Raw genomic sequence first — 17,178 nt, 5'->3', positions numbered from 1 at the left:
ATTCTCCCCAACGACGATGAATGCGCATGTCTATACAGAACGAAATACCTGGTTACAACGATGTAGGCCAGTTGCTCAATCAGCAAGGTGTTGGACTGATTCCTGCGGAAATGCACGGGCTTATCGCGGGGATGCTTTGTGGCGGCAACAACGACAGCTCCTGGCAGCCGCTGTTGCATGACCTGACTAACGAAGGGCTGGCATTCGGCCATGAGCTCGCTCAGGCGCTGCGCAGTATGCATGCCGCCACCAGCGACTCATTGGAAGATGACGGTTTCCTGTTCCAGCTTTATCTGCCGACCGGCGACGACGTGAGCGTGTTTGACCGTGCCGATGCGCTGGCAGGCTGGGTTAACCACTTCCTGCTGGGGCTTGGCGTCACGCAGCCGAAACTCGACAAAGTGACCGGCGAAACCGGTGAAGCGATTGACGATCTGCGTAACATTGCTTTGCTCGGTTATGACGAAGATGAAGATCAGGAAGAGCTTGAGATGTCGCTCGAAGAGATCATCGAATATGTGCGCGTTGCGGCGCTGCTGTGCCATGACACATTTACCCGCCCGCAGCCAACGGCACCCGAAGTGCGTAAGCCAACCCTGCATTAATCTATTCCGCTCAAAGGAGATGTCATGACACAGCTTGAGTTTCTCCGACGCCGTCAGGCGTTGCTGGCGCAAATGGCGCCAGCCAGCGCGGCGCTTATTTTCGCGGCGCCGGAAGCGACCCGCAGTGCCGACAGTGAATACCCGTATCGTCAGAACAGCGACTTTTGGTATTTCACCGGTTTTAATGAGCCGGAAGCGGTACTGGTGCTGATTAAAAGTGATGATACCCATAACCACAGCGTCCTGTTTAACCGGATCCGCGATAAGACGGCGGAAATCTGGTTTGGCCGACGTCTGGGGCAGGAAGCGGCGCCAGAAAAACTGGGTGTGGACAGGGCGCTGGCGTTTCCGGAAATAGGTAAACATCTTTATCAATTGCTCAACGGCCTGGACGCGGTCTATCACGCCCAGGGCGAATACGCTTATGCCGATGAGATTGTCTTTGCCGCACTGGATAAACTGCGTAAAGGCTCTCGACAGAATCTCACGGCCCCGGCCACGGTGACCGACTGGCGGCCCATCGTGCATGAAATGCGTCTGTTCAAGTCAGCCGAAGAAATTGAGGTAATGCGTCGCGCCGGGGAGATTTCGGCGCTGGCACATACCCGCGCCATGCAAACCTGTAAACCCGGGATGTTTGAATACCAGCTCGAAGGGGAAATCCACCACGAGTTCAACCGTCACGGCGCCCGTTTTCCGTCCTATACCACTATCGTCGGTGCCGGGGAGAACGGCTGTATTTTGCATTACACCGAAAACGAAAGCGTGATGCGTGATGGTGATCTGGTGCTGATCGACGCAGGTTGCGAATACATGGGATATGCCGGCGATATTACCCGTACCTTTCCGGTAAACGGCAAGTTCAGCCCGGCGCAGCGTGAAGTGTATGACATTGTACTGGAATCACTGGAAACGGCCCTGCGCCTGTTCCGCCCCGGCACCTCGATTCAGGAAGTGAACGGGGAAGTGGTGCGCATCATGGTCACCGGGCTGGTGAAACTGGGCATTCTTAAGGGCGAGGTTGACACGCTGGTTGCTGAGAATGCGCATCGCCCTTTCTTTATGCATGGTCTGAGCCACTGGTTGGGGCTGGATGTCCATGATGTCGGCGTCTATGGTCAGGATCGCTCGCGCATCCTTGAACCGGGGATGGTATTGACCGTTGAGCCGGGTCTCTATATCGCCCCGGATGCCGACGTACCAGAAGCCTATCGGGGGATTGGCATTCGCGTGGAAGATGACATTGTGATCACCGAAAACGGTAATGAAAACCTCACCGCCAGCGTCGTCAAAAAAGCCGATGACATCGAGGCGCTGATGGCAGCGGCGCGTCGCTTATGAGTGTGATTATTGTTGGTGGCGGTATGGCAGGCGCGACGCTCGCGCTGTCGATTTCGCATTTAACCGGTGGTCGCCTTCCTGTTCATCTGATCGAAGCGACCGAACCGAGTTCTCAGGATCACCCTGGTTTTGATGCGCGCGCTATCGCGCTGGCGGCGGGAACGTGCCAGCAGCTCGCGCGAGTGGGGATCTGGTCACATATCGTCGAGAAAGCCACGCCGATTACCACCGTGCATGTCAGCGATCGCGGCCACGCCGGTTTCGTGACCCTTGATGCTGATGATTATCACATTGAGGCGCTCGGCCAGGTGGTGGAACTGCACGATGTCGGTACCCGTCTTTTTAGTCTTCTGAAAAAAGCGCCTGGCGTGACGCTCCATTGTCCGGCACGGGTGAGCTTCTTCTCCAGGGATGAAGACCGCGTGGCGGTCGCACTGGAAAGTGGGGAGACGATCAACGGAACCCTGCTGGTCGCCGCGGATGGCTCCCGCTCTGCGCTGGGTGCGCAATGTGGCATTAGCTGGCAACAGGCGCCCTATCAGCAGGTTGCGGTGATTGCGAACGTCACGACCTCGGTGGCGCATCAGGGGCGCGCGTTTGAGCGTTTTACCGCTCACGGCCCGCTGGCAATGCTGCCGATGTCGCACGGACGTTGCTCGCTGGTGTGGTGTCACCCGCTCGACAGACAGGAACAGATCCTGAACTGGAGCGATGAGACCTTCTGCCATGAGCTGCAAAAAGCCTTTGGCTGGCGGCTGGGCCGAATCATGCAGGCGGGAGTCCGTAACGCCTATCCGCTTTCTCTCTCCACCGCCTCCTCGCCTATTTCACATCGTACTGTGCTGGTTGGAAATGCCGCGCAGACGCTCCACCCGATTGCCGGGCAGGGCTTTAACCTGGGGATGCGTGATGTGATGAGCCTGGCCGAAACGCTGGCCGATGCCTGGACACAGCAGCAGGATGTTGGCGGTTATGGCGTGCTGACACGCTATCGCGATCGTCGCCGTGATGATAAGTGCGCTACGATTGGCGTGACAGATGGTTTAGTACACCTTTTTGCTAATCGCTGGGCGCCGCTGGTTGTCGGGCGTAACGTCGGTTTGATGGCAATGGAATTATTTACCCCGGCGCGTGATGCGCTGGCGCAGCGTACTCTGGGCTGGGTGGCGCGTTAAGGTCTTCAGGAGCTATTTGTGCAAAATGTTGATGTGGCAATTGTAGGCGGCGGCATGGTGGGACTGGCGCTGGCCTGTGGATTACAGGGCAGTGGCCTGCGAGTGGCGGTGCTGGAACAGCATGCGCCCGTCCCCCTGAAAGAGGATGCCCCTGCACAACTGCGTGTCTCGGCGATCAACGCCGCCAGCGAAAAACTGCTGACGCGCCTGGGCGTCTGGTCATCCATTATTGCCCATCGCGCCAGTTGTTATCACGGCATGGAAGTGTGGGATAAAGACAGCTTTGGCCGCATTGCCTTTGACGATCAGAGTATGGGTTACAGCCATCTCGGTCATATTATTGAAAACAGCGTCATTCATCAGGCGTTGTGGAACAAAGCCCTGCAGTGTTCGGATGTGTCAATCCTGGCACCAGCGGAACTGCAACAGGTGGCCTGGGGTGAGAACGAAGCATTTCTTACCCTCAAAGATGGCAATATGTTAACCGCCCGGCTGGTCGTCGGGGCCGATGGCGCTAACTCATGGTTACGCAATAAAGCCGATATTCCACTGACCTTCTGGGACTATAACCATCATGCGCTGGTGGCGACCATCCGTACCGATGAGCCGCATCAGGCTATTGCGCGGCAGGTTTTCCACGATGAAAGCATCCTCGCGTTTCTGCCGCTGGCCGACCCGCACTTGTGTTCAATCGTCTGGTCGCTGCCGCCTGAGCTGGCTGCGCAAATGCAGCAGGCAGACGAAGAGGCCTTCAACCAGGCGCTGTGCGTCGCGTTTGATAATCGCCTGGGGTTGTGTCACGTGGAAAGCGAGCGGCAGGTCTACCCGCTAACCGGACGTTACGCGCGTCATTTTGCCGGGCATCGTCTGGCATTGATGGGCGATGCGGCGCACACCATCCATCCTCTTGCCGGGCAGGGCGTTAACCTGGGCTTCATGGACGCGGCAGAACTGGTGAGCGAACTCAAGCGGCTGCACGCTCAGGGCAAAGATATTGGTCAGCACATGTATCTGCGCCGCTACGAACGCAGCCGTAAACACAGTGCCGCGCTGATGCTGGCCGGGATGCAGGGTTTCCGGGAATTGTTTTCCGGCACCAACCCGGCAAAAAAACTGTTCCGGGACATTGGCCTGAAACTGGCGGACAGATTGCCTGGGGTAAAACCACAGTTATTGCGTCAGGCGATGGGGCTGAATGACCTCCCTCAGTGGTTGCGTTAACTGCGTCACACTTTCCCTTCCCCCTCGCGGGAAGGGATACCCTGCCTCATTTGAAAAATTCTAATTTCACGTCATTTTTCAGATTAGTTTTTCTCATCTCTCGTTTTTTTGCTGTCGGGAAAATTATCTCTTTTGTGGTGGTAAATATCGCTATTTGCGATACCCGCTATGCGAGAGTGATTCTTTATGCGCCATTTCACGCTTAAGTCTGGTGTAATATTCTGTTGGGGTTTTTGTGAAAAATGGTCATAAGCTAATGTGATGACCCATTTTCTCTTATGGTTAAGTGCCGCTTTCGGTGATAAGTTCAGGCGAAAGTGAACGTTTGCGTCGGCGACCGGGATCGGTGTCGACGTCTTGTCATGCGATGATTTTTTCACCGCTGAAAACGTGAAAGCCCCGCTTATTCGACGAGGAAAAGATGGCCCAGCAGACTCCTTTGTATGAACAACACACGCTGTGCGGCGCACGCATGGTGGATTTCCATGGCTGGATGATGCCGCTGCATTACGGCTCGCAAATCGATGAGCACCACGCGGTGCGTACCGATGCGGGCATGTTCGATGTATCGCACATGACGATTGTCGATTTGCGTGGCAGTCGAACCCGGGAATTCTTGCGCTACCTGCTGGCAAATGACGTAGCGAAACTCACCAAACCCGGCAAGGCGCTATATTCCGGCATGCTCAATGCGTCGGGCGGTGTCATTGATGACCTCATCGTCTACTACTTCACCGAAGACTTCTTCCGCCTCGTTGTAAACTCCGCCACCCGCGAAAAAGACCTCTCCTGGATTACCCAACACGCTGAACCTTTCGCCATTGATATCACCGTCCGTGACGATTTGTCGTTGATTGCCGTCCAGGGGCCAAACGCGCAGGCTAAAGCCGCGACCCTGTTCACTGACGAACAGCGTCAGGCAGTAGAAGGCATGAAGCCCTTCTTTGGCGTTGAGGCCGGCGATCTGTTTATCGCGACCACCGGCTATACCGGCGAAGCGGGTTATGAAATCGCTCTGCCGAACGAACAGGCAGCCGATTTCTGGCAGAAGCTGGTGCAGGCGGGCGTTAAGCCTTGTGGCCTGGGCGCGCGCGACACTTTACGCCTTGAAGCGGGCATGAACTTGTATGGTCAGGAGATGGACGAGGGCGTTTCGCCGCTCGCCGCCAATATGGGCTGGACCATTGCCTGGGAACCGGCGGACCGTGATTTTATCGGTCGCGAAGCGCTCGAATTACAGCGCGAGAAAGGCACCGAACAATTAGTCGGTCTGATCATGACCGAGAAAGGCGTGCTGCGTAACGAATTGCCGGTGCGGTTCACAGATACCCACGGTAACGCGCAAGAAGGCGTGATCACCAGCGGTACGTTCTCGCCGACGCTGGGCTACAGTATTGCACTGGCGCGTGTGCCAGCGGGCGTTGGCGACACGGCAATCGTTCAGATCCGTAATCGTGAAATGCCGGTAAAAGTGACGAAACCTATTTTTGTACGCGCTGGCAAAGCCGTCGCGTGATTCATTCTTATTTGGAGATTTAGTGATGAGCAACGTACCTGCAGAACTGAAATACAGCAAAGAACACGAGTGGCTGCGTAAAGAAGCGGATGGCACGTACACCGTCGGTATCACTGAACATGCTCAGGAACTGCTGGGTGACATGGTGTTTGTTGATCTGCCAGAAGTGGGCGCAACCGTTGCCGCAGGTGATGATTGCGCCGTCGCGGAATCCGTGAAAGCGGCTTCCGATATTTATGCGCCGATCAGCGGCGAAATCGTTGCTGTTAACGAGGCACTGGGCGATGCGCCGGAGCAGGTTAACAGCGAGCCGTACGGCGAAGGCTGGATTTTCAAAATCAAAGCCAGTGATGAATCGGAAGTTGCTGCGTTGCTGGATGCGACCGCTTACGAAGCCTTACTCGAAGACGAATAACGGTTTTCTCCCTCTCCCTCACGGGGAGAGGGGCGGGGTGAAGGAATATTAGCGCTTTCACCCCAAACCTCTTCCTGACGAAGAGGCAATTTTAAAATCACCGCACGTTTCAGGAACCATCGCTCATGACACAGACTTTAAGCCAGCTTGAAAACCGTGGCGCTTTCATTGAACGTCACATTGGGCCGGATGCTCAGCAACAGCAGGAGATGCTGAAAACGGTTGGCGCGGATTCGTTAAACGCACTGATTGCCCAGATCGTGCCGAAAGATATCCAGCTTGCCACGCCGCCGCAGGTGGGTGAAGCCACGACCGAATACGCCGCACTGGCGGAGCTGAAAGCGATTGCTGGTCGCAACAAGCGCTTTAAGTCTTACATTGGCATGGGTTATACCGCCGTGCAATTACCGCCGGTTATTCTGCGTAACATGCTCGAAAACCCAGGCTGGTACACTGCCTATACGCCGTATCAGCCGGAGGTGTCACAAGGGCGCCTTGAAGCCTTACTGAATTTCCAGCAGGTGACGCTCGACCTGACTGGCCTCGACATGGCCTCGGCTTCTCTGCTGGATGAAGCTACCGCCGCTGCCGAAGCAATGGCGATGGCAAAGCGCGTCAGCAAACTGAAAAATGCCAACCGTTTCTTTGTTGCCGCCGACATTCATCCGCAAACGCTCGATGTGGTGCGCACCCGTGCCGAAACCTTTGGTTTTGACGTTATCGTGGATGATGCCAGCAAGGTGCTGGATCATCAGGATGTGTTTGGCGTGCTGTTGCAGCAGGTGGGCACGACCGGCGAAGTACATGACTACAGCGCACTGATTACCGAGCTGAAAGCCCGTAAAATTGTGGTCAGCGTAGCCGCCGATTTTATGGCGCTGGTGTTGTTGACTGCGCCGGGCAAACAAGGGGCAGACATTGTCTTCGGTTCTGCGCAGCGCTTCGGTGTGCCGATGGGCTACGGTGGCCCGCATGCGGCATTCTTTGCCGCAAAAGATGAATTCAAACGCTCAATGCCGGGACGTATCATCGGTGTCTCCAAAGACGCGGCGGGCAATACCGCACTGCGTATGGCGATGCAGACCCGCGAGCAGCATATCCGTCGCGAAAAAGCGAACTCCAACATCTGTACTTCGCAGGTACTGCTGGCCAACATCGCCAGCCTGTACGCGGTGTATCACGGTCCGGTTGGCCTGAAACGTATTGCGAGCCGTATCCATCGTCTGGCCGATATTCTGGCGGCCGGCCTGCAGCAAAAAGGGCTTAAGCTGCGTCACGCGCACTACTTTGACACCCTGTGCGTGGAAGTGGCCGACAAAGCCGCCGTGCTGGCGCGTGCGCAAGCGGCTGAAATCAACCTTCGTAGCGACATTCTGAATGCCGTGGGTATCACGCTCGATGAAACCACCACCCGTGAAGATGTGCAGAAACTTTTTGCCGTCGTGCTGGGCGATGCGCACGGACTGGACATTGACGTGCTGGATAAAGACGTGGCGCTCGACAGCCGCTCTGTGCCTGCCGCCATGCTGCGTGATGATGCGATCCTGAGCCACCCGGTCTTTAATCGCTATCACAGTGAAACCGAGATGATGCGTTACATGCACTCTCTGGAGCGCAAAGATCTGGCGCTCAATCAGGCGATGATCCCACTGGGATCTTGCACCATGAAGCTGAACGCCGCAGCGGAAATGATTCCGATCACCTGGCCTGAATTCGCCGAACTGCATCCGTTCTGCCCGGCAGAACAAGCCGAAGGCTACCACCACATGATCAACCAGCTTTCCGACTGGCTGGTGAAACTGACGGGTTACGATGCCCTTTGTATGCAGCCGAACTCTGGCGCGCAGGGGGAATATGCGGGCCTGTTGGCGATTCGTCACTACCATGAGAGCCGCAACGAAGGCCATCGCGATATCTGTCTGATCCCAAGCTCTGCACACGGTACCAACCCGGCATCCGCACAGATGGCTGGTATGCAGGTGGTGGTTGTGGCCTGTGATAAAAACGGCAACATCGATCTGGCCGATCTGCGCGCGAAAGCGGAACAACATGCGGCAAATCTCTCTTGCATCATGGTGACCTACCCGTCCACCCACGGCGTCTACGAAGAGACTATCCGTGAAGTGTGCGAAATTGTGCATCAATTTGGCGGGCAGGTTTACCTCGACGGCGCGAACATGAATGCTCAGGTGGGGATTACCTCTCCGGGCTTTATCGGTGCGGATGTGTCGCATCTCAACCTGCATAAAACCTTCTGTATTCCGCACGGCGGTGGCGGTCCGGGTATGGGGCCGATTGGCGTGAAAGCGCATCTGGCACCGTTCGTACCGGGCCACAGCGTGGTGCAGATTGAAGGCATGCTGACCCGTCAGGGCGCGGTATCCGCCGCCCCGTTTGGTAGCGCGTCGATTCTGCCAATTAGCTGGATGTACATCCGCATGATGGGCGCCGAAGGGCTGAAACAGGCAAGCCAGGTGGCGATTCTGAATGCCAACTACATCGCCAGCCGTCTGAAAGAGGCATTCCCGGTTCTGTATACGGGTCGCGATGGTCGCGTGGCGCATGAATGTATTCTCGACATTCGCCCGCTGAAAGAAGAGACCGGTATCAGTGAACTGGATATTGCGAAACGCCTGATTGACTACGGTTTCCATGCGCCGACCATGTCTTTCCCGGTTGCGGGTACCCTAATGGTTGAGCCGACGGAGTCAGAAAGCAAAGCGGAACTGGATCGCTTTATTGACGCGATGCTGGCCATTCGTGGCGAGATCAACCGCGTAAAAGCAGGCGAATGGCCGCTTGCCGATAACCCGCTGGTGAATGCACCACATACGCAGAACGAGCTGGTGGCGGAGTGGCATCACGGTTATACCCGTGAGCAGGCTGTCTTCCCGGCGGGTGTAGCGAACAAGTACTGGCCGACGGTAAAACGTCTTGATGACGTTTACGGCGACCGCAACCTGTTCTGCTCTTGCGTGCCGATGAGCGAATACCAGTAATTAGCGCTACGCTTCTACAGGCCGGGTGAACGTTCGCGTTACCCGGCCTTTTTTATCAGGAGGAATATAGATTGGCAATTGCACTGGTCACTGGCGGTAGCCGGGGAATAGGAAAGGCGACAGCGATGCTGCTGGGCGCAGAAGGGTACACGGTCGCGGTCAATTATCAGCACAATGCGCAGGCCGCGCAGTCAGTGGTTGAAACCATTATCGCGGCGGGCGGAAAAGCGTTCGCGGTTCAGGCGGATATTGGCGAAGAAGAGCAGGTCGCCGCGATGTTCGCGCGCATTGATGAGGCGGATGAACCGCTGACCGCGCTGGTGAATAACGCCGGGATCCTGTTTACCCAAAGTCGAGTGGAAGCGATGACGGCGGAGCGCATCAACCAGGTTCTGCGGACTAACGTGACGGGCACCTTTCTCTGCTGTCGGGAGGCCATTAAACGTATGGCGCTGCCGCACGGCGGAAAAGGCGGTGCGATAGTGAATGTCTCTTCGGCCGGGGCGCGTCTGGGTTCGCCCGGCGAGTATGTTGATTATGCCGCGTCAAAAGGGGCGATGGATACGCTTACCACGGGCTTGTCGGTGGAAGTCGCGGCGCAGGGTATTCGGGTTAACAGCGTTCGACCAGGCTTTATCTATACGGAAATGCATGCCTCTGGTGGTGAACCTGGGCGGGTCGAACGGGTGAAGTCGATGCTGCCGATGCAGCGTGGCGGCCAGCCGGAAGAGGTGGCGCAGGCGATAGTCTGGCTGTTGAGCGATAAGGCATCCTACGTGACGGGAAGCTTTATCGAACTGGCGGGGGGTAAGTAAGCGACTCCCTCTCTGCCCGGCCCTTCTCCCCGATGGGAGAAGGGCAGGATGAACAGTATACCGGTTAGATATTCTCGCCGTTGCTGGCGATCACTTCTTTATACCAGCTAAAACTCTTCTTACGGGAACGGGACATGTCGCCGGTGCCGTCATCATGCTTGTTCACGTAGATAAAGCCGTAGCGTTTGCTGTACTGGCCGGTGGTGAAAGAGACGCAGTCGATACAGCCCCACGGTGTGTAACCCATCAGGTCAACACCATCATATGTGACCGCCTCAACCATCTCTTTAACGTGAGCACGCAGATAATCGATACGATAATCGTCGATAATACTGCCATCTTCTTCTACTTTATCGTACGCGCCAAAGCCATTTTCAACAATAAACAGCGGCTTCTGATAACGCTCATACAGTTCGCACAGCGCATAACGCAGACCTACCGGGTCAATCTGCCAGCCCCAGTCGGACGCTTTTACGTGCGGGTTCGGTACGCTGCCCTGGAAGCCGGAAATGGCATCACCAGTGCCGCCTTCGGCTTTTACCGCATTGGTCATGTAATAGCTAAAGCCGAGGTAATCACAGGTCCCTTCACGCAGAGCCTGCTCGTCGCCCGCTTCCATTTTGATGTTGAAACCACGACGTTCCCATTCGTTCAACACGTAAGACGGGTAGTAACCACGCAACTGAACATCGGTAAAGACATAGCGCTCACGCATGGATTCCTGTGCAAACATCACATCTTCTGGCTTACAGGAGAACGGATACAGCGGCACCATGGCCAGCATGCAGCCGATTTTCATTTCCGGATTGATGCGGTGACCTATTTTCACCGCCAGCGCGCTGGCCACGAACTGATGGTGCAAGACCTGATACATGGTCTCTTCCGGATTTTCATGGTCGGTATAGACCACCCCGGAGCAGCAGTAGCCGAACAGTGGCGCGCGCCAGTTACGCTGGTTGTTGATTTCGTTGAAGGTCATCCAGTATTTAACCTTCGCTTTGTAGCGCTCAAACACCACTTCGGCGAAGCGGACAAAGAAATCCACGACCTTACGGTTGGTCCAGCCGCCATACTCCTGCACCAGGTGCAGCGGCATTTCGAAGTGAGACAGGGTAATTACCGGTTCGATGTTATATTTGAGCAGTTCATCAAACATATCATCATAGAATTTCAGGCCTTCTTCGTTAGGCTGCAATTCGTCGCCTTTCGGGAAGATACGTGTCCAGGCGATAGAGGTACGGAAGCATTTGAAGCCCATTTCGGCGAAGAGTTTGATGTCTTCTTTGTAGTGGCCGTAAAAATCGACCGCTTCATGGTTCGGGTAGTATTTTCCTTCGATGACCTGCCGGGTGATTTCGCGTGGAACGCCGTGCGCGCCACCGGTGAGCACGTCACAAATACTTGGGCCTTTTCCGCCCTGATTCCAGCCGCCTTCAACCTGATGTGCGGCAACGGCGCCGCCCCATAAAAAGTCTTTCGGTAAGGTCATTTTTTTCATCGTTGCTACTCTCGCCCTGGTAATAAAATCTGCGCTCGAGTCTAGCAAAGGGAATAAAAATGTCACGATATAACAAATTACCCTTAAGGTGATTTGTTACACCAATAAAACAATATGTTTTTTTATGCTATTTTCTTCGCCAGTTTTCGGCCAAGTGATTCCAGAATATAGATCACCGGTATTTGCGTCGTAATATCATACACACCGGCAATGCGTGTTTGCGGGACATGCCAGGAAAGATTGAAATCCGCCAGTTTTGCCAGGCGCGAATGCTCATGGCTGGTGATGGTCAGGACTTTGCAGTGATGGAGGCTGAACTGGCTGGCGAAACGCAGGATCTCCTCGGTTTCCCCGGAGACAGACAACACGATAGCCAGTGCATTTCTGGCCATGTCATTTGTGACCGGAAAATAAGGGTCATCGATATGATTACTGAATTTTCCGACATTCGAAAAGAAGCGTGCGCCATATTTTGCCAGAGCACCGGATGTGCCTGCACCAACAAAAATAATACGCTCCGACGATAAAATAATGTCGACCGCTTTATCTAATAACGTGTCGAATTCGTCGTTATTCACACTTTTAAAAAAGCTGATAATTTCGCTGGCGCCAAAATTAGCCTGCTGGGGCTCGTTTTGTTCTAAATATAATTTAAAGCGGACGCGAAACTCTGAATAACCTTCACATTGCAGTTTGCGGCAGAAACGCAGCACCGTGGTGGTTGAGACTCCAGCGCCGTCGGCCAGTTCGCGGATGGTCATGTACATCACTTTGTCACGATTTTTGACGACATAGTTGTAGACCATCATCTCAAGATTGTTGAGACTGGCGATAGCGGCGTGGGAGAACATACTCACTGTGTCAACGACTCACTTATCAGATTTATCATCAGGGAATAATAACATGCAGCCGAACGACATCACTTTTTTTCAGCGCTTTCAGGACGACATTCTGGCAGGCCGCAAAACAATTACTATCCGCGATCAAAGTGAATCGCACTTTCACGTCGGGGATATCTTGCGCGTGGGACGTTATGAGGATGACGGCTATTTTTGCACCATCAAGGTGATTGGTACCTCAACGACCACCCTTGACAACCTGACAGAAGAACATGCGCAGCAGGAGAACATGTCCCTGCATGAGCTCAAAAATGTCATTGCCGATATCTACCCCGGACAGAACCAGTTTTATGTGATTGATTTCAAGGTTCTTTAGAAAAACAGTAACGCCTGTTAGTTTAAATTCTTATATAACTAATTGATATTTATCTGTTCATATAAATATCATGATTTATTTAAGCGAACAGGTGTGCACTGGAATCATTCTCAGTTACTCTATAGGCGCGACGTTTTATTTTGAGTTCTCCCGGAGTTAACTATGGTGGATAGACCATTAATCGCACAGGGATATACGCTGGCTGAGGAAATAGCCAACAGCATCAGCCATGGCATCGGGCTGGTGTTTGGTATTGTTGGACTGGTGCTTCTGCTGGTGCAGGCCGTTGACAGTAATGCCGGCACGCTGGCGATCACCAGCTACAGTCTCTATGGCGGCAGCATGATTCTGCTGTTTCTCGCCTCCACGCTTTATCACGCTATACCGCATCAGCGGGCAAAAGTGTGGCTTAAGAAATTCGACCACTGCGCAATCTATCTGTTGATTGCCGGAACCTATACGCCTTTTCTGCTGGTGGGACTGGATTCGCCGCTGGCACGGGGATTGATGGTTGTTATCTGGGGCCTGGCACTGCTGGGGATCCTGTTCAAGTTGACCATTGCCCACCGTTTCAAAGTGCTGTCGCTGGTGACCTACCTCACCATGGGTTGGTTGTCGCTGATTGTGGTTTACCAACTGGCGACCAAACTGTCGATTGGCGGGGTGACGTTACTGGCCGCGGGTGGGGTGGTTTACTCGCTGGGCGTGATATTTTACGTTTGTAAGCGCATTCCCTATAACCATGCTATCTGGCACGGCTTCGTGCTGGGCGGCAGCATATGTCACTTCCTGGCGATTTATCTGTATGTCGGACAGGCTTAAAAGCTGAATCGATAGCCGAAAATTCCCCGGCGACGTGGCGCTTGCCGGGGCTACGGATGCTGGTGTTTGGCAGCCTGGACATCAAACAGGGGGAGCGCAGCAGGCGCTCCTGTCCGTTACTCTTCTTCCAGCGAATAAGGCAGCGGCTCGATAGCCAGAGTGTTCGCATCATCACGCACGCGAAACACGCTGTCTGGCTCCATATCGTTGTTCATCACAACCTGCACCAGCAGTTTGCCGTCATCCAGTTGCGCGGCAGCCAGCACTGTACCGGTACGACGCCAGTTTTCACCCATTTTCAGTTCCAGATCTTCACCGGCTTCCGGCACCCGGCTGGCTTTCCCCGCCAGATACCACAGTGCGCGTTTATTCGCGCCACGGAATTTCGCGCGGGCAACCATCTCCTGGCCGGTGTAACACCCTTTCTTGAAGCTGATACCGCCCAGTGCCTGAATATTTGTGGCCTGGGGAATAAATTGCGCGCTGTTAACGGTGTCAATGACCGGAAGGCCCGCTTCGATATTGAGCGCCAGCCACTGCTGGCTGTTGTTAAGTTGGGCTTCGCCACGCAGGGCTTCTGTTACTTTTTCTGCGGTGGCGACGTCGGTCACCAATAAAAAACGTTCTGCCGGATGGGCAAACCAGAGAAGGGTGGTTTCACCCTCATGAACAAGCTGTTTGTCTGCATCCGGCAGGGCCGAAAACAGATTGGCCAGCGCGGCGCGAGCCTGGAACCCCGCGACACCCAGCAGGACATGTTCGTTGTCTGCTTCGATAGTGACTTTGGAGAACACGGCGTACTTTTTCAATTCTTTAAGCTGAGACTCCGCGACGCTGCGGCGTAAAATCCAGCTAAAACCTTCAGCGGTGCGGAACAGACGCAGGTTGCTCCACATTTTGCCTTTTGCATCGCAGTGCGCAGCCAGCAAATGTTGATCGTCAGTCAGTTTCGCCACATCGGCTGTAACCTGGCCTTGCAGGTATTTCTCACTGTCTGCGCCCTTGATAGTCGCCAGTGACCAGTCATCGAGAGTCATAAGCGTCAGCGGCAGTCTCGCTGATGCGGTCGGCTGGCGCGGAGGAAACGGAGTAAAAGCCATAGTATTGTCCTGATTAGCCTGATGCATATTTTCACTTAATGGTAAAAGAGCCGTTGCCCAATGCAAGCGATAAAAACAGGCGATTTGTGCCTTATAAAGAGTATGGGAAAAAGCACGCAAAATGGCTGTAATGGTTGCAATGCATGGGATTTATTCTGGAAGTCTCCTCGTAAACATAAATATTCCGCCGATGGATGATTAAAAACACGTTACAATGGCAACCCATCGTGGCTATGCAGGTTTCAGAACATGGATATTAACAACAAAGCCCGTATTCATTGGGCATGTCGGCGCGGAATGCGTGAGCTGGATATTTCCATCATGCCTTTCTTTGAACATGAATATGATTCGCTGAGTGATGATGACAAACGTGTGTTTGTGCGTCTTCTGCAGAGCGATGACCCTGATTTATTTAACTGGCTGATGAATCACGGCAAACCTCAGGACGAGGCGTTGCAGCGAATGATCCAGTTAATTCAGACACGGAATCGGGAACGTGGTCCTGTGGCAATCTGATATACGCGTCTCATGGCGCTCACAGTGGCTCTCACTTTTACTCCATGGCTTGATGGCGGCTTTCGTGTTGCTGTTACCCTGGCCATTGAGCTATACGCCGCTTTGGTTACTGCTTTTGTCACTGGTGGTGTTCGACAGCGTACGGAGTCAGCGCCGCATTAATGCCTGTCAGGGAGAGATCAAACTGTTGATGGATGCACGTTTGCGCTGGCAAGGCGTGGAGTGGGAAATCGTCGGAACACCGTGGATGCTGAATATTGGCATGATTCTGCGTTTGCGTCGGGAAAAAGATGGTCGCCGACAGCATCTGTGGCTGGCCGCAGATAGCATGGATGCGCAAGAGTGGCGTGATTTGCGCCGACTGATTTCGCAACAATCGGCGCAGCGTCAGCACTAAGTTCAGGCGAACTGTCCGGCCATTTCTACCAGAATCTGTTCGCACCAGTTCTGGATACGTTCGTCGCTCAGGTCATATTGATTGGTTTCGTCCAGCGCCAGACCCACAAACAACTGTCCATCGGCAATGATCGGTTTGGTGCTGGTGAATTCGTAGCCTTCTGTTGGCCAGTAACCAATGAATTTTACTCCACGCGGAGCCAGCTTATCGTGCAGCATTCCGAGCGCGTCGAGGAACCACTCGCCGTAGCCGAGTTGGTCGCCCATACCGTACAGTGCGACGATTTTTCCGTCGAGATTGAGTGTGTCGAGCTGCTCCCAGATGGCTTCCCAGTCTTCCTGCAATTCACCAAAGTCCCAGGTGGGAATGCCAAGAATCAGAGCATCGTACTGCTCCATTAATACGGGGGCGTCGTCTTTCAGGTTGTGTAACGTCACCAGTTCGGGGCCAATGATGTCGCGGATTTTTTCTGCCGCCATTTCGGTGTAGCAGGTACTGGAACCATAAAACAGGCCGATGTTCATAACGAAAACGTCTCAATTCCGGATGTGTCTTTGCGAGCAGTGTACCAGAATCACACCGCAATCAGGCATAATGCAACGATTCGAAGCAAGGAGGAGCACAGGTGGAACAAGATTTCGCACGTATCGAACAATTTCTTGATGCCCTCTGGCTGGAGCGAAACCTGGCGGAAAATACCCTCAGTGCCTATCGTCGTGATTTGCAGGGGCTTGTGGAATGGCTACATCATCAGGGGCTGTCGCTGGAAAGCGCACAGGCGGATGATTTGCAAAACCTGCTGGCGCAAAGGATGGACGGCGGCTACAAGGCAACCAGCTCAGCACGTTTGCTCAGCGCGATGCGCCGTTTCTTCCAGCATCTGTACCGGGAGAAGTTTCGTCAGGACGATCCCAGCGCATTACTTGCTTCGCCAAAACTGCCACAACGTCTTCCGAAAGATCTCAGTGAAGCGCAGGTTGAGCGGTTATTAGCGTCGCCGGCCATTGACCAGCCGCTGGAGTTACGCGATAAAGCGATGTTGGAAGTGCTTTATGCTACCGGGCTTCGCGTCTCGGAGCTGGTAGGGCTGACGATGAGCGACATCAGCTTGCGCCAGGGGGTTGTGCGCGTCATCGGTAAAGGAAATAAAGAGCGCCTGGTTCCGCTGGGGGAAGAGGCGGTGTACTGGGTAGAAAACTATCTGGAACATGGGCGTCCCTGGCTGTTGAATGGCGTCTCAATCGATGTGCTGTTTCCGAGCCAGCGTGCTCAGCAGATGACTCGGCAAACATTCTGGCATCGCATCAAACATTATGCGCAACTGGCGGGTATCGACAGCGAAAAACTCTCGCCGCACGTTTTGCGTCATGCGTTTGCTACCCATTTACTGAATCACGGTGCAGACTTACGTGTGGTTCAGATGTTGCTTGGCCACAGCGATCTCTCTACGACCCAGATTTATACGCATGTCGCGACGGAGCGGCTGCGACAGCTTCATCAGCAACATCACCCGCGGGCGTGATCGTTGTTTTTTAAAGGATAC

Annotated in this window: 17 protein-coding genes; 13 read left to right on the top strand and 4 right to left on the bottom strand. The window is 54.2% G+C overall.

Annotated features, from left to right (window positions below; translation table 11 throughout):
• The first annotated feature begins 26 nt into the window (after nt 1-26).
• From ABIB59_RS12660 to ABIB59_RS12625, 8 genes are all read left to right on the top strand, one after another.
• The gene (locus tag ABIB59_RS12660) at nt 27-605 is read left to right on the top strand and encodes a YecA/YgfB family protein (RefSeq protein WP_125123904.1); all 579 of its coding nucleotides are present in this window, start codon (nt 27-29) and stop codon (nt 603-605) included.
• Between the two features lie 24 nt (nt 606-629).
• Entirely contained in the window at nt 630-1,946 is a 1,317-nt protein-coding gene (pepP, locus tag ABIB59_RS12655) for a Xaa-Pro aminopeptidase (RefSeq protein WP_039077985.1), read from the top strand.
• On the top strand, nt 1,943-3,121 hold the full coding sequence (ubiH, locus tag ABIB59_RS12650) for a 2-octaprenyl-6-methoxyphenyl hydroxylase (protein WP_039077984.1): 1,179 nt from the start codon (nt 1,943-1,945) through the stop codon (nt 3,119-3,121). The genes pepP and ubiH overlap by 4 nt, the downstream gene beginning before the upstream one ends.
• An 18-nt stretch (nt 3,122-3,139) precedes the next feature.
• Complete coding sequence (gene ubiI / locus ABIB59_RS12645; RefSeq protein ID WP_108700655.1) at nt 3,140-4,342, top strand: FAD-dependent 2-octaprenylphenol hydroxylase; 1,203 nt, start codon at nt 3,140-3,142, stop codon at nt 4,340-4,342.
• Between the two features lie 421 nt (nt 4,343-4,763).
• Entirely contained in the window at nt 4,764-5,858 is a 1,095-nt protein-coding gene (gene gcvT, locus ABIB59_RS12640) for a glycine cleavage system aminomethyltransferase GcvT (RefSeq protein WP_354035657.1), read from the top strand.
• Nucleotides 5,859-5,883: 25 nt separating this feature from the next.
• Nucleotides 5,884-6,273, top strand: coding sequence for a glycine cleavage system protein GcvH (gene gcvH, locus ABIB59_RS12635; RefSeq protein WP_039077981.1), 390 nt, complete (start codon nt 5,884-5,886; stop codon nt 6,271-6,273).
• Nucleotides 6,274-6,398: 125 nt separating this feature from the next.
• Nucleotides 6,399-9,272, top strand: a complete 2,874-nt coding sequence (gene gcvP, locus ABIB59_RS12630; RefSeq protein WP_335256269.1) for an aminomethyl-transferring glycine dehydrogenase — start codon at nt 6,399-6,401, stop codon at nt 9,270-9,272.
• 71 nt (nt 9,273-9,343) lie between these two features.
• On the top strand, nt 9,344-10,087 hold the full coding sequence (locus ABIB59_RS12625; protein WP_354035655.1) for an SDR family oxidoreductase: 744 nt from the start codon (nt 9,344-9,346) through the stop codon (nt 10,085-10,087).
• Nucleotides 10,088-10,151: 64 nt separating this feature from the next.
• Here ABIB59_RS12625 and ABIB59_RS12620 read toward each other — a convergent pair whose 3' ends face one another.
• Together ABIB59_RS12620 and ABIB59_RS12615 are read right to left on the bottom strand one after the other, a co-directional pair.
• The gene (locus ABIB59_RS12620) at nt 10,152-11,585 is read right to left on the bottom strand and encodes a 6-phospho-beta-glucosidase (RefSeq protein ID WP_354035653.1); all 1,434 of its coding nucleotides are present in this window, start codon (nt 11,583-11,585) and stop codon (nt 10,152-10,154) included.
• A 122-nt stretch (nt 11,586-11,707) separates the two neighbouring features.
• A complete protein-coding gene (locus ABIB59_RS12615; protein ID WP_039077977.1) occupies nt 11,708-12,436 on the bottom strand; it encodes a MurR/RpiR family transcriptional regulator in 729 nt (242 codons plus the stop codon).
• A 52-nt stretch (nt 12,437-12,488) separates the two neighbouring features.
• Here ABIB59_RS12615 and yqfB point away from each other — a divergent pair, with 52 nt between their 5' ends.
• Both yqfB and trhA read left to right on the top strand, forming a co-directional pair.
• Complete coding sequence (gene yqfB / locus ABIB59_RS12610; protein WP_354035651.1) at nt 12,489-12,800, top strand: N(4)-acetylcytidine aminohydrolase; 312 nt, start codon at nt 12,489-12,491, stop codon at nt 12,798-12,800.
• Between the two features lie 162 nt (nt 12,801-12,962).
• The gene (trhA, locus tag ABIB59_RS12605; RefSeq protein ID WP_039077975.1) at nt 12,963-13,622 is read left to right on the top strand and encodes a PAQR family membrane homeostasis protein TrhA; all 660 of its coding nucleotides are present in this window, start codon (nt 12,963-12,965) and stop codon (nt 13,620-13,622) included.
• Nucleotides 13,623-13,738: 116 nt separating this feature from the next.
• Here the strand turns inward: trhA and ygfZ are convergent, their stop codons facing one another.
• The gene (gene ygfZ / locus ABIB59_RS12600) at nt 13,739-14,722 is read right to left on the bottom strand and encodes a tRNA-modifying protein YgfZ (protein ID WP_071196007.1); all 984 of its coding nucleotides are present in this window, start codon (nt 14,720-14,722) and stop codon (nt 13,739-13,741) included.
• Nucleotides 14,723-14,971: 249 nt separating this feature from the next.
• Between ygfZ and sdhE the strand changes: the two genes are divergently transcribed.
• On the top strand, nt 14,972-15,238 hold the full coding sequence (gene sdhE / locus ABIB59_RS12595) for an FAD assembly factor SdhE (protein WP_039077973.1): 267 nt from the start codon (nt 14,972-14,974) through the stop codon (nt 15,236-15,238).
• Complete coding sequence (locus ABIB59_RS12590) at nt 15,219-15,635, top strand: protein YgfX (RefSeq protein ID WP_039077972.1); 417 nt, start codon at nt 15,219-15,221, stop codon at nt 15,633-15,635. The genes sdhE and ABIB59_RS12590 overlap by 20 nt, the downstream gene beginning before the upstream one ends.
• Nucleotides 15,636-15,637: 2 nt before the next feature.
• On the opposite strand, the gene fldB is transcribed toward ABIB59_RS12590, so the two are convergent.
• Nucleotides 15,638-16,159, bottom strand: a complete 522-nt coding sequence (gene fldB, locus ABIB59_RS12585) for a flavodoxin FldB (protein WP_039077971.1) — start codon at nt 16,157-16,159, stop codon at nt 15,638-15,640.
• A 101-nt stretch (nt 16,160-16,260) separates the two neighbouring features.
• Between fldB and xerD the strand changes: the two genes are divergently transcribed.
• On the top strand, nt 16,261-17,157 hold the full coding sequence (gene xerD / locus ABIB59_RS12580; protein WP_039077970.1) for a site-specific tyrosine recombinase XerD: 897 nt from the start codon (nt 16,261-16,263) through the stop codon (nt 17,155-17,157).
• Nucleotides 17,158-17,178: the final 21 nt, after the last annotated feature.

The sequence above is a fragment of the Citrobacter sp. UYEF32 genome (genome assembly GCF_040546205.1).
Classification (GTDB): domain Bacteria; phylum Pseudomonadota; class Gammaproteobacteria; order Enterobacterales; family Enterobacteriaceae; genus Phytobacter; species Phytobacter diazotrophicus.
The sequence above is the reverse complement of the archived record's forward strand: the minus strand, read 5'-3'. Positions and strand labels throughout refer to the sequence as shown.

Coding starts and splice junctions, on each gene's coding strand:
- ABIB59_RS12660 (WP_125123904.1), top strand. CDS start 27: ATGTCTATACAGAACGAAATACCTGGTTACAACGATGTAGGCCAGTTG.
- gcvT (WP_354035657.1), top strand. CDS start 4,764: ATGGCCCAGCAGACTCCTTTGTATGAACAACACACGCTGTGCGGCGCA.
- fldB (WP_039077971.1), bottom strand. CDS start 16,159: ATGAACATCGGCCTGTTTTATGGTTCCAGTACCTGCTACACCGAAATG.
- ubiH (WP_039077984.1), top strand. CDS start 1,943: ATGAGTGTGATTATTGTTGGTGGCGGTATGGCAGGCGCGACGCTCGCG.
- ygfZ (WP_071196007.1), bottom strand. CDS start 14,722: ATGGCTTTTACTCCGTTTCCTCCGCGCCAGCCGACCGCATCAGCGAGA.
- sdhE (WP_039077973.1), top strand. CDS start 14,972: ATGGATATTAACAACAAAGCCCGTATTCATTGGGCATGTCGGCGCGGA.
- ABIB59_RS12620 (WP_354035653.1), bottom strand. CDS start 11,585: ATGAAAAAAATGACCTTACCGAAAGACTTTTTATGGGGCGGCGCCGTT.
- gcvH (WP_039077981.1), top strand. CDS start 5,884: ATGAGCAACGTACCTGCAGAACTGAAATACAGCAAAGAACACGAGTGG.
- trhA (WP_039077975.1), top strand. CDS start 12,963: ATGGTGGATAGACCATTAATCGCACAGGGATATACGCTGGCTGAGGAA.
- yqfB (WP_354035651.1), top strand. CDS start 12,489: ATGCAGCCGAACGACATCACTTTTTTTCAGCGCTTTCAGGACGACATT.
- ABIB59_RS12615 (WP_039077977.1), bottom strand. CDS start 12,436: ATGTTCTCCCACGCCGCTATCGCCAGTCTCAACAATCTTGAGATGATG.
- gcvP (WP_335256269.1), top strand. CDS start 6,399: ATGACACAGACTTTAAGCCAGCTTGAAAACCGTGGCGCTTTCATTGAA.
- pepP (WP_039077985.1), top strand. CDS start 630: ATGACACAGCTTGAGTTTCTCCGACGCCGTCAGGCGTTGCTGGCGCAA.